This window comes from Tropicimonas sp., from assembly GCF_047971885.1.
Taxonomy (GTDB): domain Bacteria; phylum Pseudomonadota; class Alphaproteobacteria; order Rhodobacterales; family Rhodobacteraceae; genus Tropicimonas.
The window spans coordinates 45,974-64,101 of sequence record NZ_JBKEAE010000021.1; the positions used below are offsets into that span (position 1 = coordinate 45,974).

Consider the following 18,128-nt stretch of genomic DNA (forward strand, 5'->3'; position numbering starts at 1 on the left):
GGGCCGAAGATCAGGCGGTGGCCCTGGCCAGCGCCTGATCGAGATCGGCGATCAGATCGTCGGCGTCCTCGATCCCGATCGAGATCCGCACCACGCTGGGGCCGGCGCCCGCCGCTTCCTGCTGTTCGGGTGTAAGCTGGCGATGGGTGGTCGAAGCCGAATGGATGATCAGCGAGCGCGTATCGCCAAGGTTGGCGACATGGCTGAACAGCTCCAGCGAATCCACCAGCTTGACGCAGGCCTCGTAACCGCCCCGGACCGAAACGGTGAACAGCGCGCCGGCCCCTTTCGGGCAGATGCGGGCAATCCGCTCGTGATAGGGCGACGATGGCAGGCCGGCATAGGTGACCTTTTCGATACGCGGGTCGTTTTCCAGCCAGGTGGCGATCTTCATCGCGTTGGCGACGTGCTTTTCCATGCGCAGGCTGAGCGTCTCGATCCCCATCAGCGTGTAATGGGCGCCCTGCGGGTTCATCGTCATGCCAAGATCGCGCAGACCGACCGCGATGCCGTGGAAGGTAAAGGCCATCGGCCCCAGCGCCTCGTGGAACTTCAGCCCGTGATAGGCGGGTTCGGGCGCGCTGAGCGACGGGAACTTTCCGCTGGCCGACCAGTCGAACTTGCCCGAATCGATGACCGCGCCGCCGGTCACCGTGCCGTTGCCGGTCAGGTACTTGGTGGTCGAGTGCACCACCAGCGTCGCCCCCAGCGCAATCGGGTTGCACAGGTAGGGCGTGGCCGAGGTGTTGTCGACGATCAGCGGGATGCCGGCGTCGTTGGCGATGGCTGCCATGGCCGGAATGTCGGTGATGTAACCGCCGGGGTTGGCGATGGATTCGCAGAAGATCGCCCGCGTATCGTCGTCGATGGCCGCCCGGACGGCCTCGGGGTCGTCCATGTCGACGAATCTGGCCGACCAGCCGAAACGTTTGATGGTCTGGGTGAACTGGGTGATCGTGCCGCCGTAAAGACGGGTCGAGGCGACAAGATTGCAGCCCGGCATCATCAGCGGAAACAGCGCCATGATCTGCGCCGCGTGCCCCGACGAACAGGTGATGCCGCCAACGCCGCCTTCGAGCGCCGCAATCCGCTCGGCCAGCGCCATGACGGTGGGGTTGGCCAGGCGCGAATAGATATAGCCGACCTCTTCGAGGTTGAAGAGCCGCGCGGCATGATCGGCGTCTTTGAAGACATAGGCCGTGGTCTGGTAGATCGGGATCTGCCGCGCGCCGGTGGCGGGGTCGGCCTTTGCGCCGGCATGTACCTGCAGCGTGTCGAAGCCGAGTTTGCGGTCGTCGGTCATGGTGTCCTCCGGGATATCCTGTCCTCGCGGTGTAGGGCCTTTGGCGGCACATCACAATGGCGCGACGCCGGGGTGAGACACCGTGATCCCCGGACACTTTTCATTCCGGCGCGACCGTGCGGTCAGGATGCGATCTGCGCGTCGCAGGCCCGGCGGAAGCACTCGCCAAGGATGAAATCCCAGCGTTCGTCGTAGTTGGCCGCCGCTGCGGCGCCGGCGGCACCCATGCGATCGAACCGGCTGTGCACCAGTTCGATCACGCATCCCGCGCCGCCGGGGGTGAAAGACAGCGCGACATGCGACGCCTGATCGGGATCGCGCCCGACATACCAGTCGATCCCGATGTTCCGGGCCGGTCGCCAGACGGTTATTTCCCCCCAATCGGCGGTGTTGCCGTCATGACGGGTCTCGACGATCCGGCCGCCGACACGCGGATCGAGCGCGAGATCGGTTGCGGCCTTTCCCTCGGATGCCGAGAGCGAATAGGAGGCAAGCGGCCACCATTCGGCAAGGCGGAGGGCGAAGAGATGGAATGCCTCCGGTGCCTCCAGTGGCACCTTCAGGGTCTTGCGGATTGCGGTATCGGTCTCGGACAAGATGCGGTTCCTTTCCGGTTGGCAATGGGGCATGGGCGGTGGTCGGGCAGGACCGTCGGCGGCGGGTCGCAGGTGGGGCCGCAGACGGTGCTGATCTTTACCCAAGGTAAGACTTTGGTGCCCGGGCTGTCAAACTTTTCCACCTGCGGTTGCGCGCCGCTCCGGGCGCCATGCGGCGACCGCAAGGGGAATGCGCCGCGTTTGCCGCCGTCCGAATGTCGCCCAATCCGGCGGGTGCCCTTGCAACCCGGAGGGGGCGACACTAGGACTCTACGCAGAATTTCGGCGGCGCCTGCACAAGCAGAGGCCCAATGCACGAGGCAGAACTCCCATGCGCGATCCCTATGAAACCTACATGGACCTTGTTCCGATGGTCGTCGAGCAGACCAGCCGCGGCGAACGGGCCTATGACATCTTCTCGCGGCTGCTCAAGGAACGCATCATCTTCGTCAACGGGCCGGTGCATGACGGCATGAGCCAGCTTGTCGTGGCGCAGCTTCTGCATCTGGAGGCCGAGAACCCGTCCAAGGAAATATCGATGTATATCAACAGCCCCGGCGGCGTCGTGACCTCGGGCCTGTCGATCTACGATACGATGCAGTACATCAAGCCCAAGGTCTCGACACTGGTTGTCGGGCAGGCGGCGTCGATGGGTTCGCTGCTGCTGACGGCGGGTGAAAAGGGCATGCGTTTCTCGCTGCCCAACAGCCGCATCATGGTGCACCAGCCCTCGGGCGGCTATCAGGGACAGGCGACGGATATCATGATCCACGCCGCCGAAACGCAGAAGCTCAAGGACCGGCTCAACAAGATCTACGTCAAGCACACCGGTCAGCCGCTCGAAAAGGTCGAGGCGGCGCTGGAGCGCGACAACTTCATGTCGGCCGAGGACGCAAAGGAATGGGGCCTGATCGACGAGATCGTCGAAAGCCGCAAGACACCCGGCGACGAAGGCAAATCCTGACCGGGCGCAGTCCGGTTGAAGCGACTGCCGAAAAGGTGGTTCATTTGGGCATTGTACCCCGAAGGGGGCTGCCATAGTCTTGTCGGGCCGGTTTCGGACGCTCGTCCGGAATGCGACCCGACGTTACGGCAAGCAGAACAGGCGACGAGCCTTAGGGGATTGGTATGGCGAACTCATCCGGTGGCGACAGCAAGAACACGCTCTACTGCTCTTTCTGCGGAAAGAGCCAGCACGAGGTGCGCAAGCTGATTGCCGGTCCGACGGTGTTCATCTGCGATGAATGCGTCGAACTGTGCATGGATATTATCCGGGAGGAAACAAAGACTTCGGGGCTGAAATCCTCGGATGGCGTGCCGACCCCGCGCGAGATCTGCGACGTGCTCGACGATTACGTGATCGGGCAGGGGCGTGCCAAGCGGGTGCTTTCGGTGGCCGTGCACAACCATTACAAGCGCCTCAACCATGCGACGAAATCGGCCGATATCGAGTTGCAGAAATCCAATATCCTGCTGATCGGCCCGACCGGCTGCGGCAAGACCTATCTCGCGCAGACGCTGGCGCGCATCCTCGATGTGCCCTTCACCATGGCCGATGCCACGACGCTGACCGAAGCCGGCTATGTCGGCGAGGACGTGGAGAACATCATCCTCAAGCTGTTGCAGGCCAGCGAATACAATGTCGAGCGGGCGCAGCGCGGCATCGTCTATATCGACGAGGTGGACAAGATCACCCGCAAGTCGGACAACCCCTCGATCACCCGCGATGTCTCGGGCGAGGGGGTGCAGCAGGCGCTGCTGAAGATCATGGAGGGAACCGTCGCCTCCGTGCCGCCGCAGGGCGGGCGCAAGCATCCGCAGCAGGAATTTCTTCAGGTCGACACCACCAACATCCTGTTCATCTGCGGCGGGGCCTTTTCCGGGCTCGACAAGATCATAGCCCAGCGGGGCAAGGGATCGGCGATCGGCTTTGGCGCCGATGTCAAGGACGAGGGCAATCAGGACGTGGGCGAGTTGTTCTCGCAACTCGAACCCGAGGATCTGCTGAAATTCGGCCTGATCCCCGAGTTCGTCGGCCGCCTTCCGGTGATCGCAACGCTGGAAAACCTTGACGAGGATGTGCTGGTGACCATCCTGACCGAGCCGAAGAACGCCATCGTCAAGCAATACCAGCGCCTGTTCGAGCTGGAGGATACCGAGCTTGCCTTCACCGACGATGCCCTGCGCGCCATCGCCCACCGCGCCATCGAGCGCAAGACCGGCGCGCGCGGCCTGCGCTCGATCATGGAGGACATCCTGCTCGACACGATGTTCGACCTGCCAAGCCTCGAAGGGGTTCAGGAGGTTGTGGTCAACGAGGAAGCCGTTACCTCGGAATCGCAGCCGCTGCTGATCTATTCGGAAAACCGGGACGCAACCGCCGGGTGAGGCAATTGGTGCCGAACCGATAACCCGCCGGAGATATCCGGCGGGTTTTTATTTTTGGCAATGCGTTACAGATGAAAATTGATGTTGCGCTGATGCCTTTGTCAGAGGGTTACGGTTTCCACGCTCAGGATTGTCGGCAGGTGTCGCGCGATTTCGCTCCAGGTGTCGCCATCGTCTAGGCTCGCGAAGACCGATCCGCTGTTGGTGCCGAAATAGACTCCGGCCGGTTCGGCGCGATCGGTGGCCATCGCCTGTCTCAGTACGGTGAAATAGCAATCGCGCGTCGGTAGCCCGTTGTTCTGCGCTTCCCAGTTTTCGCCGCCATCGCGCGAGCGCCAGACCGCTGCCGAGGCGTCGGGCGGGAAGCGCCCCTTGCTGTCGCCGTTCAGCGGCAGAACCCAGATCGTCCGGCAATCGCCGGGATGCACGGCGACGGGAAAGCCGAATGTGCTGGGAAGTCCGCCGCCGATATCGCGCCAGCTTCGGCCGCCATCGGCGCTGCGGAACGTGCCATGGTGGTTCTGCTGATAGAGCAGGGTACCCCCGTTCGCATCGTCGCGTGCGATCTGCAGGTTGTGCACGCAATGACCGACCTCGGCCGCGTCGCCGCCGGCGGCGGCATCCGCATTGGAGCGGCGGTTGCGCCGCTCCCAGGTTGCACCGCCATCTTCGGTGGCAAAGACCCCGGCGGCGGAAATCCCGATCCACATCCGCGCCGGCGCATCGGGATCGACCGCAATAGAATGCAGCGTCAGCCCCGCCGCGCCGGGCTGCCAGCTTCCTTTCGACGGATGCTCGCTCAGCCCCTGTACGCGCGACCAGTTTGCGCCGCCATCGGTGCTTTCGAACAGCGTGGCGGGTTTCGCGCCCGCATAGAGCCGCCCGCCGGCATGCGCCAGCGACCAGATCGCATCGACCTCGCCGGTAAACGGCGCGGGCGGTGATGCCACCATGCCGTATTCCGCCGCCTCGTCGGGGTTGGCGGCAATCCAGGCGTCGGTCTCGCCATTGGCGAATTTGGAGAGCGTCCAGCTTTCGCCGCTCTCGTCGGAGCGCCACACGCCCGCGCCGTCCCAGGCGCCGCCGCCCGCCGCCCAGAGCCGGCCGGTTTCCGCATCGCCGACGACGTGGTTGATCGGCCATCCGTCGCACAGCGGGCCGCGTACCGCCCAATTCTGGCGCACACTATCCGATGACAGGATGAACACGCCTTTTGTCGTGCCGAGAAGTATCGAGACGTCTTTTGCCATCGTGCGGTTCCCGAGTGGTTTTCCGAAACAATATCATGGCTTGCGAAAACGGGAAGAGCCGGTATTGCGGCACCACGTGCCCGCAGAACCGGTTGGGGAGGTAACTCAATGACACGCCGGCTTGTTTCCACCGGCTCGCCCTTCGAGGCGCGCATCGGCTATTCGCGTGCGGTGGTTTGCGACGGCTGGGTCTTTGTCGCCGGAACGACCGGCTACGATTATTCAACGATGATCATGCCCGAACGAATCGAGGAGCAATGCGCCAACGCGCTGAAGACGATCGAACGCGCGCTGAGAGAAGCCGGGGCGGGGCTCGACGATGTGGTTCGCATCCGCTACATCCTGCCCGATGCTGCGGACTGGCCCGCCTGCTGGCCGATCACCAGCACGGCCTTTGCCCGTGCCCGCCCGGCCGCCACGATGATTGTCGCCGGTCTTCAGGAGCAGGAAATGAGAATCGAGATCGAGGTCACGGCGCGGATCCCCGGCGCCTGAGCAGCCACAGGCGCGGATCATCCGGCCGTCACATGACGGCGCCGATCTGCCATGGCACAAATTCGACGCCACCGTAGCCCAGTTCCTCGCTCTTCGTTTTCTCGCCCGAAGCGACCCGCAGGAAAAGTTCGAACAGATCGCCGCCCTTGCTTTCGATGCTGTCCTGTCCGCTGATGATCGTGCCGCAGTTCACGTCCATGTCGCCCTCCAGCCGCGCGTACATTTCGCTGCTGGAGGCGACCTTGATACAGGGTGTCGGCATGTAGCCCGAGACCGAACCGCGCCCGGTGGTAAATACGATCAGGTTGGCGCCCGAAGCAATCTGGCCGGTGACCGAGCAGGGGTCGAAACCCGGGCTGTCCATGAAGACCAGCCCCGTCTTGTCTATCCTTTCGCCAAACAGGTAGACATCGGTCAGCGGGGCGGTGCCGCTTTTCGCCACGGCGCCGAGCGATTTTTCGAGGATCGTCGTCAGCCCGCCGCGCTTGTTGCCGGGCGAGGGATTGTTATCCATCTCGCCGCCGTTGCGGGAGGTGTAATCCTCCCACCAGCGCACGCGGGCGACGAGCTTTTCGCCGACCTCGGCGGAAACCGCGCGGCGTGTCAGCAGATGTTCGGCGCCATAGATTTCCGAGGTTTCGGACAGGATCGTCGTGCCGCCGTGGCGCACCACAAGGTCCGAGGCCGCGCCGAGCGCCGGGTTGGCGGTGATGCCCGACAGACCGTCAGAGCCGCCGCACTGCATGCCGACGACCAGTTTCGAAACCGGCGCCGGCGCGCGTTCGGCGCGGTTGGCGATCGCGGCGATTCCGCGCAATTCCTCCAGTCCCCGGGCGACGGTCGCACGGGTGCCGCCCTCGTTCTGGATCGCCATGTAGCGCAGCGCGCCGTCAGCACGGATCGGCCGGCCATCGGCGAGGGCGGAAAGCTGCATCACCTCGCAGCCGAGGCCGACCAGAAGGATGCCACCGAAATTCGGCTGCCGGGCGTAGCCGGCAATGGTGCGGAACAGCGTATCATAGCCTTCACCCTTGCCGGACATGCCGCAGCCGGTGCCGTGGGCGATGGGAACGATCCCGTCGACATTCGGCAGATCGTCGAGAAGTCCCGATTTTTCAGCCGCTTCGGCGATGAACTTCGCCACCGAACCCGAGCAGTTCACCGTGGTCAGGATACCGATGTAGTTGCGTGTTCCCACCTGGCCGTCGGCGCGATGATAGCCGAGAAAGCTGCGCTTGTCGGTTGGGGCGGGCAGGGGGCGGGCGGCGGTGCCGAAGGCGTAATCCTGCGTGTGCTCGCCCACACCCAGATTGTGGACATGCACATGTTCGCCCACCGCGATATCGGCTTTGGCCTGACCGATGATCTGCCCGTAGCGGAGCACATTCTCGCCCTTCGAGATCGCGCGCGTCGCAATCTTGTGGCCGCGTGGGACCGGCTGGACCAGCGGCGCGTCCACGGCACCGATCTTTTGCCCCGCTTTCAGGTTGGTCAGGGCGACGACGACGTTGTCGTCGGGGTTGAGGCGGATCGCGTCGGCTTTGGGTGTCATTCCGTACCTCCCGGGGTGGCCATGCTGGCTGCCGATGATATCGCGGATCGTTAGCTTGACATGCAACATATGTCAACTAACATGCCAGTTCAGATGGCAAGGAGTCCGCATGTCGAGCGCCGCAATCGAAAATACGGCCGACCAGACACCGCCGGTCGAGGCGCTGGCGAGCATCGAGGGGATGACCGGGCCGCTTTCGCAACGGGTCTATACGGCGCTGCGAAAGGCGATCCTCGATCTGACCTTTCCGCCCGGCACCGTTTTGCGCAAGGCGGCGATCTGCGCCCGGTTCGGCGTGTCGCGTTCCCCGGTCGCCGAGGCGATCACGCTTCTCGGTGCGGAAGGGCTGGTCGAGGTGATCCCGCAATCGGCCACCCGCGTGGCACGGTTTTCGCTCGATGAAATTCGCGAAGAGTCCTTTCTGCGCGATGCCATCGAAACGACGGCGGCGGCGCGGGTCGCCGAAGGGCGGACCGACGACCAGCTTGCGCAACTGACCCGCAACCTGCGCCTTCAGGGACTGCTGGTCGAGGATCGCGATTATCCCGGCTTTCTCGAGGCCGACGAGGCGTTTCACACCCTGATCCTGTCATTCACCGGTTACCGCAAGGCGGTCGATCTGGCCGGGCAGCTTTCACTGAAGCTGCGGCGCGCGCGCCTGCTTATGATTCCGGACGAGGGCCGTGCCGCGGCGGCGCTTGCCGAGCATACCGCGATCGTCGATGCGATCCGGGCGGGTGACGGCGAGGCTGCAACCCGCGTCATGCGGCACCATCTGTCGCAACTGCTCGGCCAGATCGAGCCGCTTGAACGCGCCCACCCCGATTTCTTCCTTTCGCGCGGGGGAATTGGCTGACATGATGGCGGCATCGACGGTATCCTGCCGGGCCGGATAAACCGTGGATTGAAACAATCCCATAACAACTCTCCCCACCGGGGCAGTAACCGCTGCGCCAAGAGTATTGGCCATGTTTGCAGCCCGAACGTCCATTTACCGACTCCCAAAAGTAATACTTATTGCTGTGCGAGGAGATTTTCATTGGGAGGCTAACATGAAAACCATCTCTACCCTTCTTCTGTCCGCCATTGCGCTGACCCCCGTCGGCGCCCTTGCCGCAGACAAGACCATCGGCTTTTCGCAGATCGGTTCCGAATCCGGATGGCGCGCGGCCGAAACGACCGTGACCAAGCAGCAGGCCGAAGAGCGCGGCGTTGACCTCAAGTTTGCCGATGCCCAGCAGAAGCAGGAAAACCAGATCAAGGCGCTGCGCGGCTTCATCGCCCAGGGCGTCGACGCGATCTTCTTGGCGCCGGTTGTCGCCACCGGCTGGGATTCGGTTCTGGAAGAGGCGCAGGATGCCGAGATCCCGGTCATTCTGCTCGACCGCAAGATCGATGCGCCCGACGATCTCTACATGACCGCCGTCACCTCCGACACCGTCTACGAGGGCGAGGTTGCCGGCAAGTGGCTGGTCGATACGCTGGGCGGCCGCGATTGCCGCGTGGTCGAGCTTCAGGGGACGACGGGTTCGTCGCCCGCCATCGATCGCAAGGCCGGCTTCGAAAAGGCCATCGCCGATGCCCCGAATGTCGAGATCGTGCGCAGCCAGACCGGCGATTTCACCCGCGCACAGGGCAAGGTCGTGATGGAAAGCTTCCTCAAGGCCGAAGGCGCCGGCAACATCTGCGCGCTTTACGCCCACAACGACGACATGGCGGTGGGCGCCATCCAGGCGATCAAGGAAGCGGGTGCCAAACCGGGCGAGGATATCCTTGTCGTCGCCATCGACGCCGTGCCCGACATGCACCTTGCCATTGCCAACGGCGAAGCCAACGCCACGGTCGAACTGACGCCGGACATGGCCGGTCCCGCGTTCGACGTGCTCGATGCCTACTGGGCCGACGGGGCGATGCCCGAGAAATGGATCCAGACCGAATCGAAGCTCTTCACCTCGGCTGACGACAACCAGGCCATCTATGACATGAAGAAGGGCCTCGGCTACTGACCTTCTTCCCCGGGCTGCCGGGAATCTTCCGGTGGCCCGAACTGCCGCCGGCCCTCAGGGCCGGTGGCGCCCAGGAACCGGGAGGTAAAGATGTCGAATCCGACTGCACCCGTGCTGCAAGCGACGGGAATCAACAAGTTCTTCCCCGGGGCCATCGCGCTCGATCAGGTCGAACTGACGCTCTATCCCGGTGAGGTCCACGCCCTGCTGGGCGAAAACGGAGCCGGAAAATCCACCCTGATCAAATGCCTCACCGGCGCCTATCACCGCGACGGCGGGACGATCGTTCTGGATGGCCGGGAGGTCGATCCGCGCGATCCGCTGCAGAGCCAGGAGCTGGGCATCGGCACGGTTTATCAGGAGGTCAACCTCATGCAGAACATGACCGTCGCCGACAACCTGTTTCTCGGCTGGCAGCCGACCCGCCACGGATTGCTGAACAAGCGCGAGATGATGCGGCGCTCGCACGAGATCCTGTCGGATTTCGGGCTGAAGATCGACCCGGGCCTGCTGCTGTCGAGCTATTCGATCGCCATCCAGCAGGTTATCGCCATCGCGCGCGCGGTCGAGATGTCGGGCAAGGTGCTGATCCTCGACGAACCGACCGCCAGTCTCGATCGCGAAGAAATCGAACTGGTGTTCTCGGTCGTTCGCAAGCTCAAGGCGCGCGGGCTGGCCATCGTCTTCATCACCCATTTCCTCGACCAGGTTTTTGCCATTTCCGACCGCGCCACGGTGCTGCGCAACGGACGGGTAGTGGGAACGCGCAGGCTGGCGGATGTCAGCCGGTCGGACATAGTGGAACTGATGCTCGGGCGGCAGCTTGAAACCGTGACCCGCGACCGCAGCAAAAGTGTGCCCGGCAAGCTTCTGGCCCAGTTCAGCGGCTACGGCCGGCGCGGCACACTGGAGCCGTTCGACCTCGACCTGCACGAAGGCGAGGTCGTCGGGCTGGCCGGGCTGCTCGGATCGGGCCGGACCGAGACGGCGAAGCTGATCTTCGGTGTCATCGCCGCCGATCAGGGCGAGGCGCGGCTGCGGGGCAAGCCGGTCAGGCTGACCAGCCCGCGCGCGGCGATCTCGCACCGTTTCGGGCTCTGCCCCGAAGACCGCAAGATCGACGGCATCGTCGGCGATCTTTCCGTGCGCGAGAACATCATCCTGTCGTTGCAGGCCCGGCAGGGCTGGACCCGGCCGCTTTCGCGCGGCCGGATCGACGCGCTGGTCGAGGAATACGTCAGGGCGCTCGATATCCGGCTGGCCAGCCCCGACATGCCGATCCGGCTGCTGTCGGGCGGAAACCAGCAAAAGGCGCTGCTTGCCCGCTGGCTGGCGACCGAACCCGAACTGCTGATTCTCGACGAGCCGACACGCGGCATCGATATCGGCGCACATGCCGAGATCATCGAACTGATCGAGCATCTGCGCGAGCGCGGCATGGCGCTGGTCGTTGCCTCGTCCGAGATGGAAGAGCTTGTCGCCTATTCGAACCGGATCGTCGTGCTGCGTGACAGGCGGCAGGTCGGCGAACTGAACGGCGATCAGATCAGCACCAGTGCCATCGTCAGCGCGATCACCCAGGAAGGAACGGCGGCATGACGCGGACATTTCTCAGGCGCATCGCGCCGCAACTTCTGATCCTCGGCGTCGTTCTGCTGATGAATTTCGCGGTGTTTCCCGGTTTCTTCAGCATCGAGTTCCAGAACGGCCGGTTCTTCGGCAACCTGATCGACGTGCTGAACCGGGGTGCGCCGGTGGCGCTGCTGTCGATCGGCATGACGCTGATCATCGCGACCAAGGGGATCGACCTGTCGGTCGGCGCCGTGATGGCCATCGCCGGCGCGGTGGCGGCCAGTGTCGTCACCGGCGGGGCGGGGTGGATCGCCGCCCTGCTGGCCGGGCTGGGCGCCGGCATTCTCTGCGGGCTGTGGAACGGGGTTCTTGTTTCCATCTTCCGCGTGCAACCCATCGTCGCCACGCTGGTGCTGATGGTTGCCGGGCGGGGAATTGCCCAGCTCATCACCGAAGGCAAGATCATGACCTTCAACGACCCGGGCCTGATCCGGCTCGGGGCGGGAACGATCGCCGGCCTGCCGACCCCGGTGGTCATCTGGATCTGCGTCGGTGCGCTGGCGGCGCTGATCGTGCGCCGCACCGCGCTCGGCATGCTGATCGAGGCCATCGGCATCAACGAGACCGCCTCGCGCCTTGCCGGTATCAACTCGCGCGTGCTGCTGATGACGGTCTATGTCGTCTCGGGGCTCTGCGCGGCCACGGCGGGCATCATCGTCGCCGCCGATATCAAGGGGGCGGATGCGAATAACGCCGGCCTGTGGATGGAGCTTGACGCCATCCTCGCGGTGGTGATCGGCGGCAATTCGCTTCTGGGCGGGCGCTTCTCGATCGTCGCATCGCTGCTGGGGGCGCTCATCATCCAGTCGATCAACTCGGTGATCCTGATTTCCGGCATGCCGCCCGAGTTCAACCTCGTGATCAAGGCAATCATCATCATCGTGATCCTCGTCCTGCAATCGCCGGCGGTGAAACACGCGCTCTATCTGATGCGCGCCTCGGCCGGGCCGGGCGCGCATGGCGCAGGCTCGAAACCCGTAGCAAAGGAATCCCGGTCATGATGAATTCGCCGCGTCTTCCTCTATACATCACCATGGCGACATTCGTGGTGGCCTATGCGATCTGTGCCTCGCAATACCCCGCCATGCTGTCTACCCGGGTGATCGCGAACCTGCTGACCGACAACGCCTTTCTCGGCATCGCGGCGGTGGGGATGACCTTTGTCATCATCTCGGGCGGGATCGACCTGTCGGTCGGTTCGGTGATCGCCTTCACCGGCGTCTTCCTGGCGGTGATCCTGCGCGATACGCCGCTCCATCCGCTGCTGGCGTTCGTGCTGGTCCTGGCGATCACCATCGCCTTCGGGGCGGCGATGGGGGCGATCATTCACTACCTGGAAATGCCGCCCTTCATCGTCACGCTGTCGGGCATGTTCCTGATGCGCGGACTGGCCTATGTGCTGTCGACCGATTCGGTGCCGATCACGCATGAATTCTACGACACGCTGCAAGGGCTTTACTGGCGCGCGCCGGGCGGCGGTCGGTTCCGGCTGATCGGCGGGCTGATGATCCTGACCTTTCTGGCGGCAATGCTGGTGCTGCATCGCACGAAATTCGGTCAGTATGTCTATGCGATCGGCGGCGGTGCGCAGACCTCTCGCCTGATGGGGGTTCCCATCGGCAGGACCACAATCGGCATTTACGCGATCTCGGGCGGGCTCGCCGGGCTGGCGGGGATCGTCTATTCGCTCTACACCTCGGCGGGCTATTCGCTGTCGACGGTGGGGGTCGAGCTTGACGCGATCGCGGCGGTGGTGATCGGCGGAACGCTGCTGACGGGCGGAACCGGTTTTGTCGCTGGCACATTCTTTGGCATATTGATCATGGGTCTGATCCAGACCTACATCGTGTTCGACGGGACACTTTCGAGCTGGTGGACCAAGATCGTCATTGGCGGGCTGCTGTTCGCCTTCATCATGCTGCAGAAAGGACTGAGTTGGGCAACGACCGCACGAAGAAGACCGGCGACGGAATTCGCAGTGCGATCATGAAGTTCGCCGCGTCCGGCCGTCTCGACAGCCGGGCGCGCAACAACTCGGACGAGGTGGTGGAGCAACTGGGCATCGCCATCGTTGCCGGCGAATATCCCGCCGATACGCTGATCCCGCTCGATCCGGATCTGGAAGAGATCTTCGGCGTCTCGCGCACGGTGATCCGCGAGGCCAAGAAGACGCTGGTCGCCAAGGGGTTGCTGCAATCCAAGGCCAAGGTCGGCACACGCGTGCGGCCCGCCGCCGACTGGAGCATGTTCGACCCCGACGTGCTGCGCTGGCACACGGTGACGCGCCGTTCGGACGGGTTCATCGACGACCTGTTCGAGATCCGGCTGATCCTCGAACCCGAGGCGGCCGCGATGCTGGCCGGCAAGCAGGATGCTGAAGGTATCGGCGCGCTGGCAATCCTCGCCGACAGGCTGGCCCGGACCGAGGGCTTGCGCGATTTCCTGACGCTCGATCTGGAGTTTCACAAGGCGATCCTGCGCGCCTCGGATAACCGCTTCATGCGGTCGCTGGGCGATCTGGTCGAGATCACCTACAATGTGCTGCTCAACCGGCTGGACCGGAAGGTATCGCCGATGCAGGTCGGGTCGATGGCCGAGGATGCGGCCGGCAGCCACCGCAAGCTCGTGCAGGCGATCGGCGAGGGTGACGCCGCCGGCGCGCGCGCCGCCATGGTTGCGGTCATTCACGAGGCCAGGGCCCGGATGAAGGAATGATCCGGCCAATCATCTGATATTGAGATAGAAAACCCGGCAAGAGGTTGGCGATAACCCGCAAGCGGCGTGCGGAGGCTGGTTTGACGCGTTCATATTCCAGCCAAAGGGTGATACCGGGGTGGTGGCAGTCGAAAGCCCGCAAGTCCGGGCGGACTGTGGAGCAGACCCCGATGTCATGCAGGACACTGAAAGAAACGGCAGTTGCGATCACTGCGGCGGCTTTTGTCGTGTCGCTGCTTGCCGGCGCGGCGGCGTCCGAGACGCTGTTCACCAGCAGCGGGCAGGCTCTGACCGAGGGGGCGGGCGGCGCTGCGCTGGCGAAGCTCTACGTGGCGGCGCCGCTCGATGTGCTGGAACGGCAGGACGGCGCGGCGCATGTCGCGGTCAAGGGATGGGCGCGGGCGGGCGCTGAACGGGCGCTGTTCGCATTGCCGGGAAAATGGATTCTGCTGGCTGCGGTCGACAGGAACAGCGTTTCCCGCCTGCGCGAGATCGGCGAATGGACCGACCCCGAAACCTCGGTCATGTGGAAGCAGCTTGAACTGGATGGCTGGGTCGACAGCACGATGACGGTCACCTCGGTCGAACCGATCTGGGACAAGGCGTGGGAGCTGTTTTCGACCCGCTGCACCGTGTGCCATGTGCGGCGCGTTCCCGAACACTACACCGCCAACCAGTGGGCCAGTCACCTCAAGGTGATGGGGCCGCGCACCGGCCTGCCCGAGGAAAGCCAGTCGCTCATCCTGACCTTTCTGCAGTATCATGCCAGCGATACCACAGGGACCAATCCCTGACCGGGTATGACCCATGCCGGCGACGCTCCCATGCAGGGCGGTTGGCAGCGGGCCGCAAAGGGTGTTCTAGTGCGGCGAACGCCATCATAATCCGCACCGTCGCGGTGCCCGTCAGGAGAACGAGATGACCTTGCCTTTCCTTTCCGCCCGCCGTTCCATTCCGTTGCTTGCCGCCGCCGTCATGGCTATTCCCGCATTCGCGCAGGATGATCCGCTGCCATCGTGGAACGAAGGCGCAGCCAAGGCGGCGATTGTCGAATTTGTCGAGACGGTGACGGACGAGGGTGGCCCCGGCTATGTGCCGCCCGCCGAGCGTATCGCGACCTTCGACAACGACGGCACGCTGTGGAGCGAGCAGCCGATGTATACCCAGCTTGCCTTTGCGCTCGACCGGGTAAGGGAACTGGCGCCCGAACACCCGGAATGGGCAACGACCCAGCCGTTCCAGGCCGTTCTCGAAGGCGATCTCGAAGCGCTCGCGGCGGCCGGCGACGCCGGGCTGATGGCGCTGGTGGCCCAGACCCATGCCGGGATGAGCAGCGAGGAATTCGCGCGGATCGTTTCGGACTGGATTGCCGCCGCACGCCATCCGCAGTTCGACCGCCCCTATACCGAAATGGTCTTTCAGCCGATGCTGGAATTGCTCGACTACCTGCGTGACAACGATTTCAAGACCTTTATCGTTTCGGGCGGCGGGATCGACTTCATGCGCCCGTGGACCGAAAAGACCTATGGCATCCCGCCCGAACAGGTTGTCGGTTCGTCCATCCGGACCGAGTTTCAGGTGGTGGACGACGAACCCATGCACATGCGTCTTGGCGAGATCGACTTCATTAACGACAAGGCGGGCAAACCCGTCGGGATCGATACCCATATCGGCCGCCGGCCAATCGCGGCCTTTGGCAATTCGGCGGGCGACCGCGAGATGCTGCTGTGGACCGCCGCCGGCAACGGCGCTCGGTTGACGATGCTGGTCTTTCACGACGATGCGGCGCGCGAATATGCCTATGGCCCGGCCAGAGGGCTGGCGGATTCGCATTTCGGTGCCTTCCCGCAGGAGTTCATGGACGAGGCACTGGCAAGCGGCTGGCACGTCATCAGCATGAAGGACGACTGGAGCGTGGTATTTCCCGCCGGGGAATAGGCACCCGCGCGCGCCCGGTCCCTGTGCGTTGCCGTCAGGTTACGGCCAGAACGCGCACCCCGGGCAGGTCCCCGACGATTTCCTGCCCCCAGCGTTCGACATCACCGTTGCGGACCAGCGCGACGATCGAGCCGCCGAAACCGCCGCCGGTCTGGCGTGCGCCAACGGCGCCCAGTTCCATTGCGCGAACGACCAGCGCATCGGTTTCCGGCACGGTGATGGCGTAATCGTCGCGCTGCGAGGCGTGACTTTCGACCATCAGCCGCCCGAAAGCTGCCGGGTCGTCGGCCTTCAGCGCCGCGACCCCGTCGAGCACCCGCCGGTTGTCGGTAATGACATGCCGGGCACGCCGGTTCAGCGGTTCGGGCAGGGCGTTCACCCGGTCAAGGTCATCGGGCCCCAGATCGCTCAGCAATTCGACCCCGAGCGCGGCGCCGGCGGCCTGGCATTCGGCAACACGGGTGGCGTAACCGTCATTGGTAAGCTGATGGCTGACGCCGGAATGCACGATGACGAACGCATGCCCCGATGGCCGGGGCGCGTAATCATAGACCAGATTGCGCGTATCGAGAAACAGCGCCTCGCCCGGATGGCCGACCGACGAGGCGAACTGGTCCATGATCCCGCACGGCATGCCGACAAATCCGTTCTCGACGGCGCGTGCCGCAACCGCGATCTCGACCGGCGTCATGGGCTTTGCATAAAGCTCCGACATGGCGCGAAAGCAGGCGACCTCGAGCGCGGCGGAACTGGAAAGCCCGGCACCGAGCGGTACGGTGGTCGCCAGGGCGACTTGGCAGCCGGTATCCGCGATCTCGTCACGCGCAAGCGCCTGAAAACAGCCCAGAACGTAATCGGACCACGTATCGGCCTTTTTCTCGTCGATATCGCGCGTTTCGGATAGATCGAATGTCTCGCTGTAGGCGTCGATCCTGCCCGGCGTTCCGCCGCGCGCCACGGCGATGGAAACGCCAAGCCCGTTCAGTGCCATCGGCAATACGTAGCCACCGTTGTAATCGGTATGCTCGCCCAGCAGGTTGACGCGTCCGGGCGCAAAGACCGAAACCTCGGCGGCGGTTACGAAGTGGCGCTGGAAGGCGGTAGCCACCGCGCCGGTCCGGTCGATGTCGCTCACGATTCCACCCCCCTGGCATAGCTGATCTTGTAGTGTTCTTCCGGCAGTTCGCGCAGGCGCCGCGCGGCGGTTTCGGCCGTCAGGTCGCGCTGCGCTTCGGCCAGCATCTCATAACCGACCATGAACTTGCGCACCGTCGCCGAACGCAGCAGCGGCGGGTAGAAATGCGCGTGCAGTTGCCAGTGGTCATGGTTGCCCGGGCGGGTGGGCGCGCCGTGCCAGCCCATCGTATAGGGAAATTCGGTCTCGAACAGGTTGTCGTAGCGGGTACAGAGCCGCTTGAGCAGATCGGCAAGCGCATCGCGCTCGGCCCCGGTCAGGTCGGGCAGGCGCAATACGTGGCGCCTGGGCAGCACCAGCGTTTCGAAAGGCCAGACTGCCCACCACGGCACAACCGCTATCCAATGGTCGTTTTCGACCACGGTGCGTTCGGCATTCGCCGATTCAGCCGTGCCATAATCGACCAGCATCACACGGCCGGTTTCGCTCAGATGGCGGGCCTGATGCGCGTCTTCGGTTGCCACCTCGTTGGGAAGAAAGTCCGAAGCCCAGATCTGCCCGTGCGGATGCGGCTGCGAACAGCCCATCGCCGCACCCTTGTTCTCGAATACCGCCACCCAATCGTAGGTCGCGCCCAGATCCGCAACCTGTTCGGCCCAGACATCCACGACCCTGCGTATTGCCGCGACCGGCAGTTCCGGCAGCGTCAGGTCGTGGCGCTCGGAAAAGCACATCACGCGCGCGGTGCCACGGACATTTTCGGCCCGGAACAGCGGATCGCCCGATGTACCGCCCGCCGGCGTATCGGTCAGCATGGCGGGAAAATCGTTGTCAAAGACAAACGGGCCGGAATAATCGGGATTGACCGCCCCGCTGGTGCGGGTGTTGCCCGGGCAGAGGTAGCATTCGGGGTCATGGGCGGGCTTGACCTCGGGCGCGGCCTTCTCCTGCTGGCCCTGCCACGGGCGCTGCCCCCGGTGTGGCGAGACGAGCACCCATTCGCCCTTGAGCGGATTGAAACGACGGTGCGGCGCGGTGGTCGAGACGGAACCGGAAATCATGCCAACTTTCCCTTCATCGCACCCCGCAAGCGCCGGGTTTTCCGATGGATACGACAA

At 64.1% G+C, this 18,128-nt stretch carries 17 protein-coding genes; 11 read left to right on the top strand and 6 right to left on the bottom strand.

Annotated elements, in window-relative coordinates:
- Positions 1–10: 10 nt before the first annotated feature.
- Positions 11–1,303 (bottom strand): O-acetylhomoserine aminocarboxypropyltransferase/cysteine synthase family protein, encoded by a 1,293-nt coding sequence (locus ACK5IR_RS02360; protein ID WP_416925517.1) that lies wholly within the window; start codon positions 1,301–1,303, stop codon positions 11–13.
- Positions 1,304–1,425: 122 nt separating this feature from the next.
- Positions 1,426–1,899 (bottom strand): SRPBCC domain-containing protein, encoded by a 474-nt coding sequence (locus ACK5IR_RS02365; RefSeq protein WP_416925519.1) that lies wholly within the window; start codon positions 1,897–1,899, stop codon positions 1,426–1,428.
- A 331-nt stretch (positions 1,900–2,230) separates the two neighbouring features.
- On the opposite strand from ACK5IR_RS02365, the gene ACK5IR_RS02370 reads away from it, so the two are divergent.
- Together ACK5IR_RS02370 and clpX are read left to right on the top strand one after the other, a co-directional pair.
- Positions 2,231–2,863, top strand: a complete 633-nt coding sequence (locus ACK5IR_RS02370) for an ATP-dependent Clp protease proteolytic subunit (protein WP_416925521.1) — start codon at positions 2,231–2,233, stop codon at positions 2,861–2,863.
- A 164-nt stretch (positions 2,864–3,027) separates the two neighbouring features.
- Positions 3,028–4,287, top strand: coding sequence for an ATP-dependent Clp protease ATP-binding subunit ClpX (clpX, locus tag ACK5IR_RS02375; protein WP_416925523.1), 1,260 nt, complete (start codon positions 3,028–3,030; stop codon positions 4,285–4,287).
- Positions 4,288–4,388: 101 nt separating this feature from the next.
- Here the strand turns inward: clpX and ACK5IR_RS02380 are convergent, their stop codons facing one another.
- Entirely contained in the window at positions 4,389–5,537 is a 1,149-nt protein-coding gene (locus ACK5IR_RS02380; protein ID WP_416925525.1) for a WD40/YVTN/BNR-like repeat-containing protein, read from the bottom strand.
- A gap of 108 nt (positions 5,538–5,645) precedes the next feature.
- On the opposite strand from ACK5IR_RS02380, the gene ACK5IR_RS02385 reads away from it, so the two are divergent.
- Positions 5,646–6,032 (top strand): RidA family protein, encoded by a 387-nt coding sequence (locus tag ACK5IR_RS02385; RefSeq protein ID WP_416925527.1) that lies wholly within the window; start codon positions 5,646–5,648, stop codon positions 6,030–6,032.
- A gap of 28 nt (positions 6,033–6,060) precedes the next feature.
- On the opposite strand, the gene ACK5IR_RS02390 is transcribed toward ACK5IR_RS02385, so the two are convergent.
- Positions 6,061–7,584 (bottom strand): UxaA family hydrolase, encoded by a 1,524-nt coding sequence (locus ACK5IR_RS02390; RefSeq protein WP_416925529.1) that lies wholly within the window; start codon positions 7,582–7,584, stop codon positions 6,061–6,063.
- 109 nt (positions 7,585–7,693) lie between these two features.
- On the opposite strand from ACK5IR_RS02390, the gene ACK5IR_RS02395 reads away from it, so the two are divergent.
- The 8 genes from ACK5IR_RS02395 (at position 7,694) to ACK5IR_RS02430 (ending at position 15,875) form a co-directional block, all read left to right on the top strand.
- Positions 7,694–8,440, top strand: a complete 747-nt coding sequence (locus ACK5IR_RS02395; RefSeq protein ID WP_416925531.1) for a GntR family transcriptional regulator — start codon at positions 7,694–7,696, stop codon at positions 8,438–8,440.
- 196 nt (positions 8,441–8,636) lie between these two features.
- Entirely contained in the window at positions 8,637–9,590 is a 954-nt protein-coding gene (gene ytfQ, locus ACK5IR_RS02400) for a galactofuranose ABC transporter, galactofuranose-binding protein YtfQ (protein WP_416925533.1), read from the top strand.
- 90 nt (positions 9,591–9,680) lie between these two features.
- Positions 9,681–11,189 (top strand): sugar ABC transporter ATP-binding protein, encoded by a 1,509-nt coding sequence (locus tag ACK5IR_RS02405; protein WP_416925535.1) that lies wholly within the window; start codon positions 9,681–9,683, stop codon positions 11,187–11,189.
- The gene (locus tag ACK5IR_RS02410; RefSeq protein ID WP_416925537.1) at positions 11,186–12,223 is read left to right on the top strand and encodes an ABC transporter permease; all 1,038 of its coding nucleotides are present in this window, start codon (positions 11,186–11,188) and stop codon (positions 12,221–12,223) included. The genes ACK5IR_RS02405 and ACK5IR_RS02410 overlap by 4 nt, the downstream gene beginning before the upstream one ends.
- Positions 12,220–13,212: a galactofuranose ABC transporter, permease protein YjfF gene (gene yjfF / locus ACK5IR_RS02415; protein WP_416925539.1), complete on the top strand. Its 993-nt coding sequence runs from the start codon at positions 12,220–12,222 to the stop codon at positions 13,210–13,212. The genes ACK5IR_RS02410 and yjfF overlap by 4 nt, the downstream gene beginning before the upstream one ends.
- Positions 13,209–13,937, top strand: a complete 729-nt coding sequence (locus ACK5IR_RS02420) for a FadR/GntR family transcriptional regulator (protein WP_416925541.1) — start codon at positions 13,209–13,211, stop codon at positions 13,935–13,937. The genes yjfF and ACK5IR_RS02420 overlap by 4 nt, the downstream gene beginning before the upstream one ends.
- Before the next feature lie 170 nt (positions 13,938–14,107).
- Entirely contained in the window at positions 14,108–14,731 is a 624-nt protein-coding gene (locus ACK5IR_RS02425) for a hypothetical protein (RefSeq protein WP_416925543.1), read from the top strand.
- Between the two features lie 124 nt (positions 14,732–14,855).
- Positions 14,856–15,875: an HAD family hydrolase gene (locus ACK5IR_RS02430; RefSeq protein ID WP_416925545.1), complete on the top strand. Its 1,020-nt coding sequence runs from the start codon at positions 14,856–14,858 to the stop codon at positions 15,873–15,875.
- 34 nt (positions 15,876–15,909) lie between these two features.
- Here the strand turns inward: ACK5IR_RS02430 and galK are convergent, their stop codons facing one another.
- Both galK and ACK5IR_RS02440 read right to left on the bottom strand, forming a co-directional pair.
- Positions 15,910–17,010: a galactokinase gene (gene galK / locus ACK5IR_RS02435; protein ID WP_416925547.1), complete on the bottom strand. Its 1,101-nt coding sequence runs from the start codon at positions 17,008–17,010 to the stop codon at positions 15,910–15,912.
- Positions 17,007–18,071 (bottom strand): UDP-glucose--hexose-1-phosphate uridylyltransferase, encoded by a 1,065-nt coding sequence (locus ACK5IR_RS02440; protein WP_416925549.1) that lies wholly within the window; start codon positions 18,069–18,071, stop codon positions 17,007–17,009. Before ACK5IR_RS02440 ends, galK begins: the two co-directional genes overlap by 4 nt.
- Positions 18,072–18,128 lie beyond the last annotated feature (57 nt).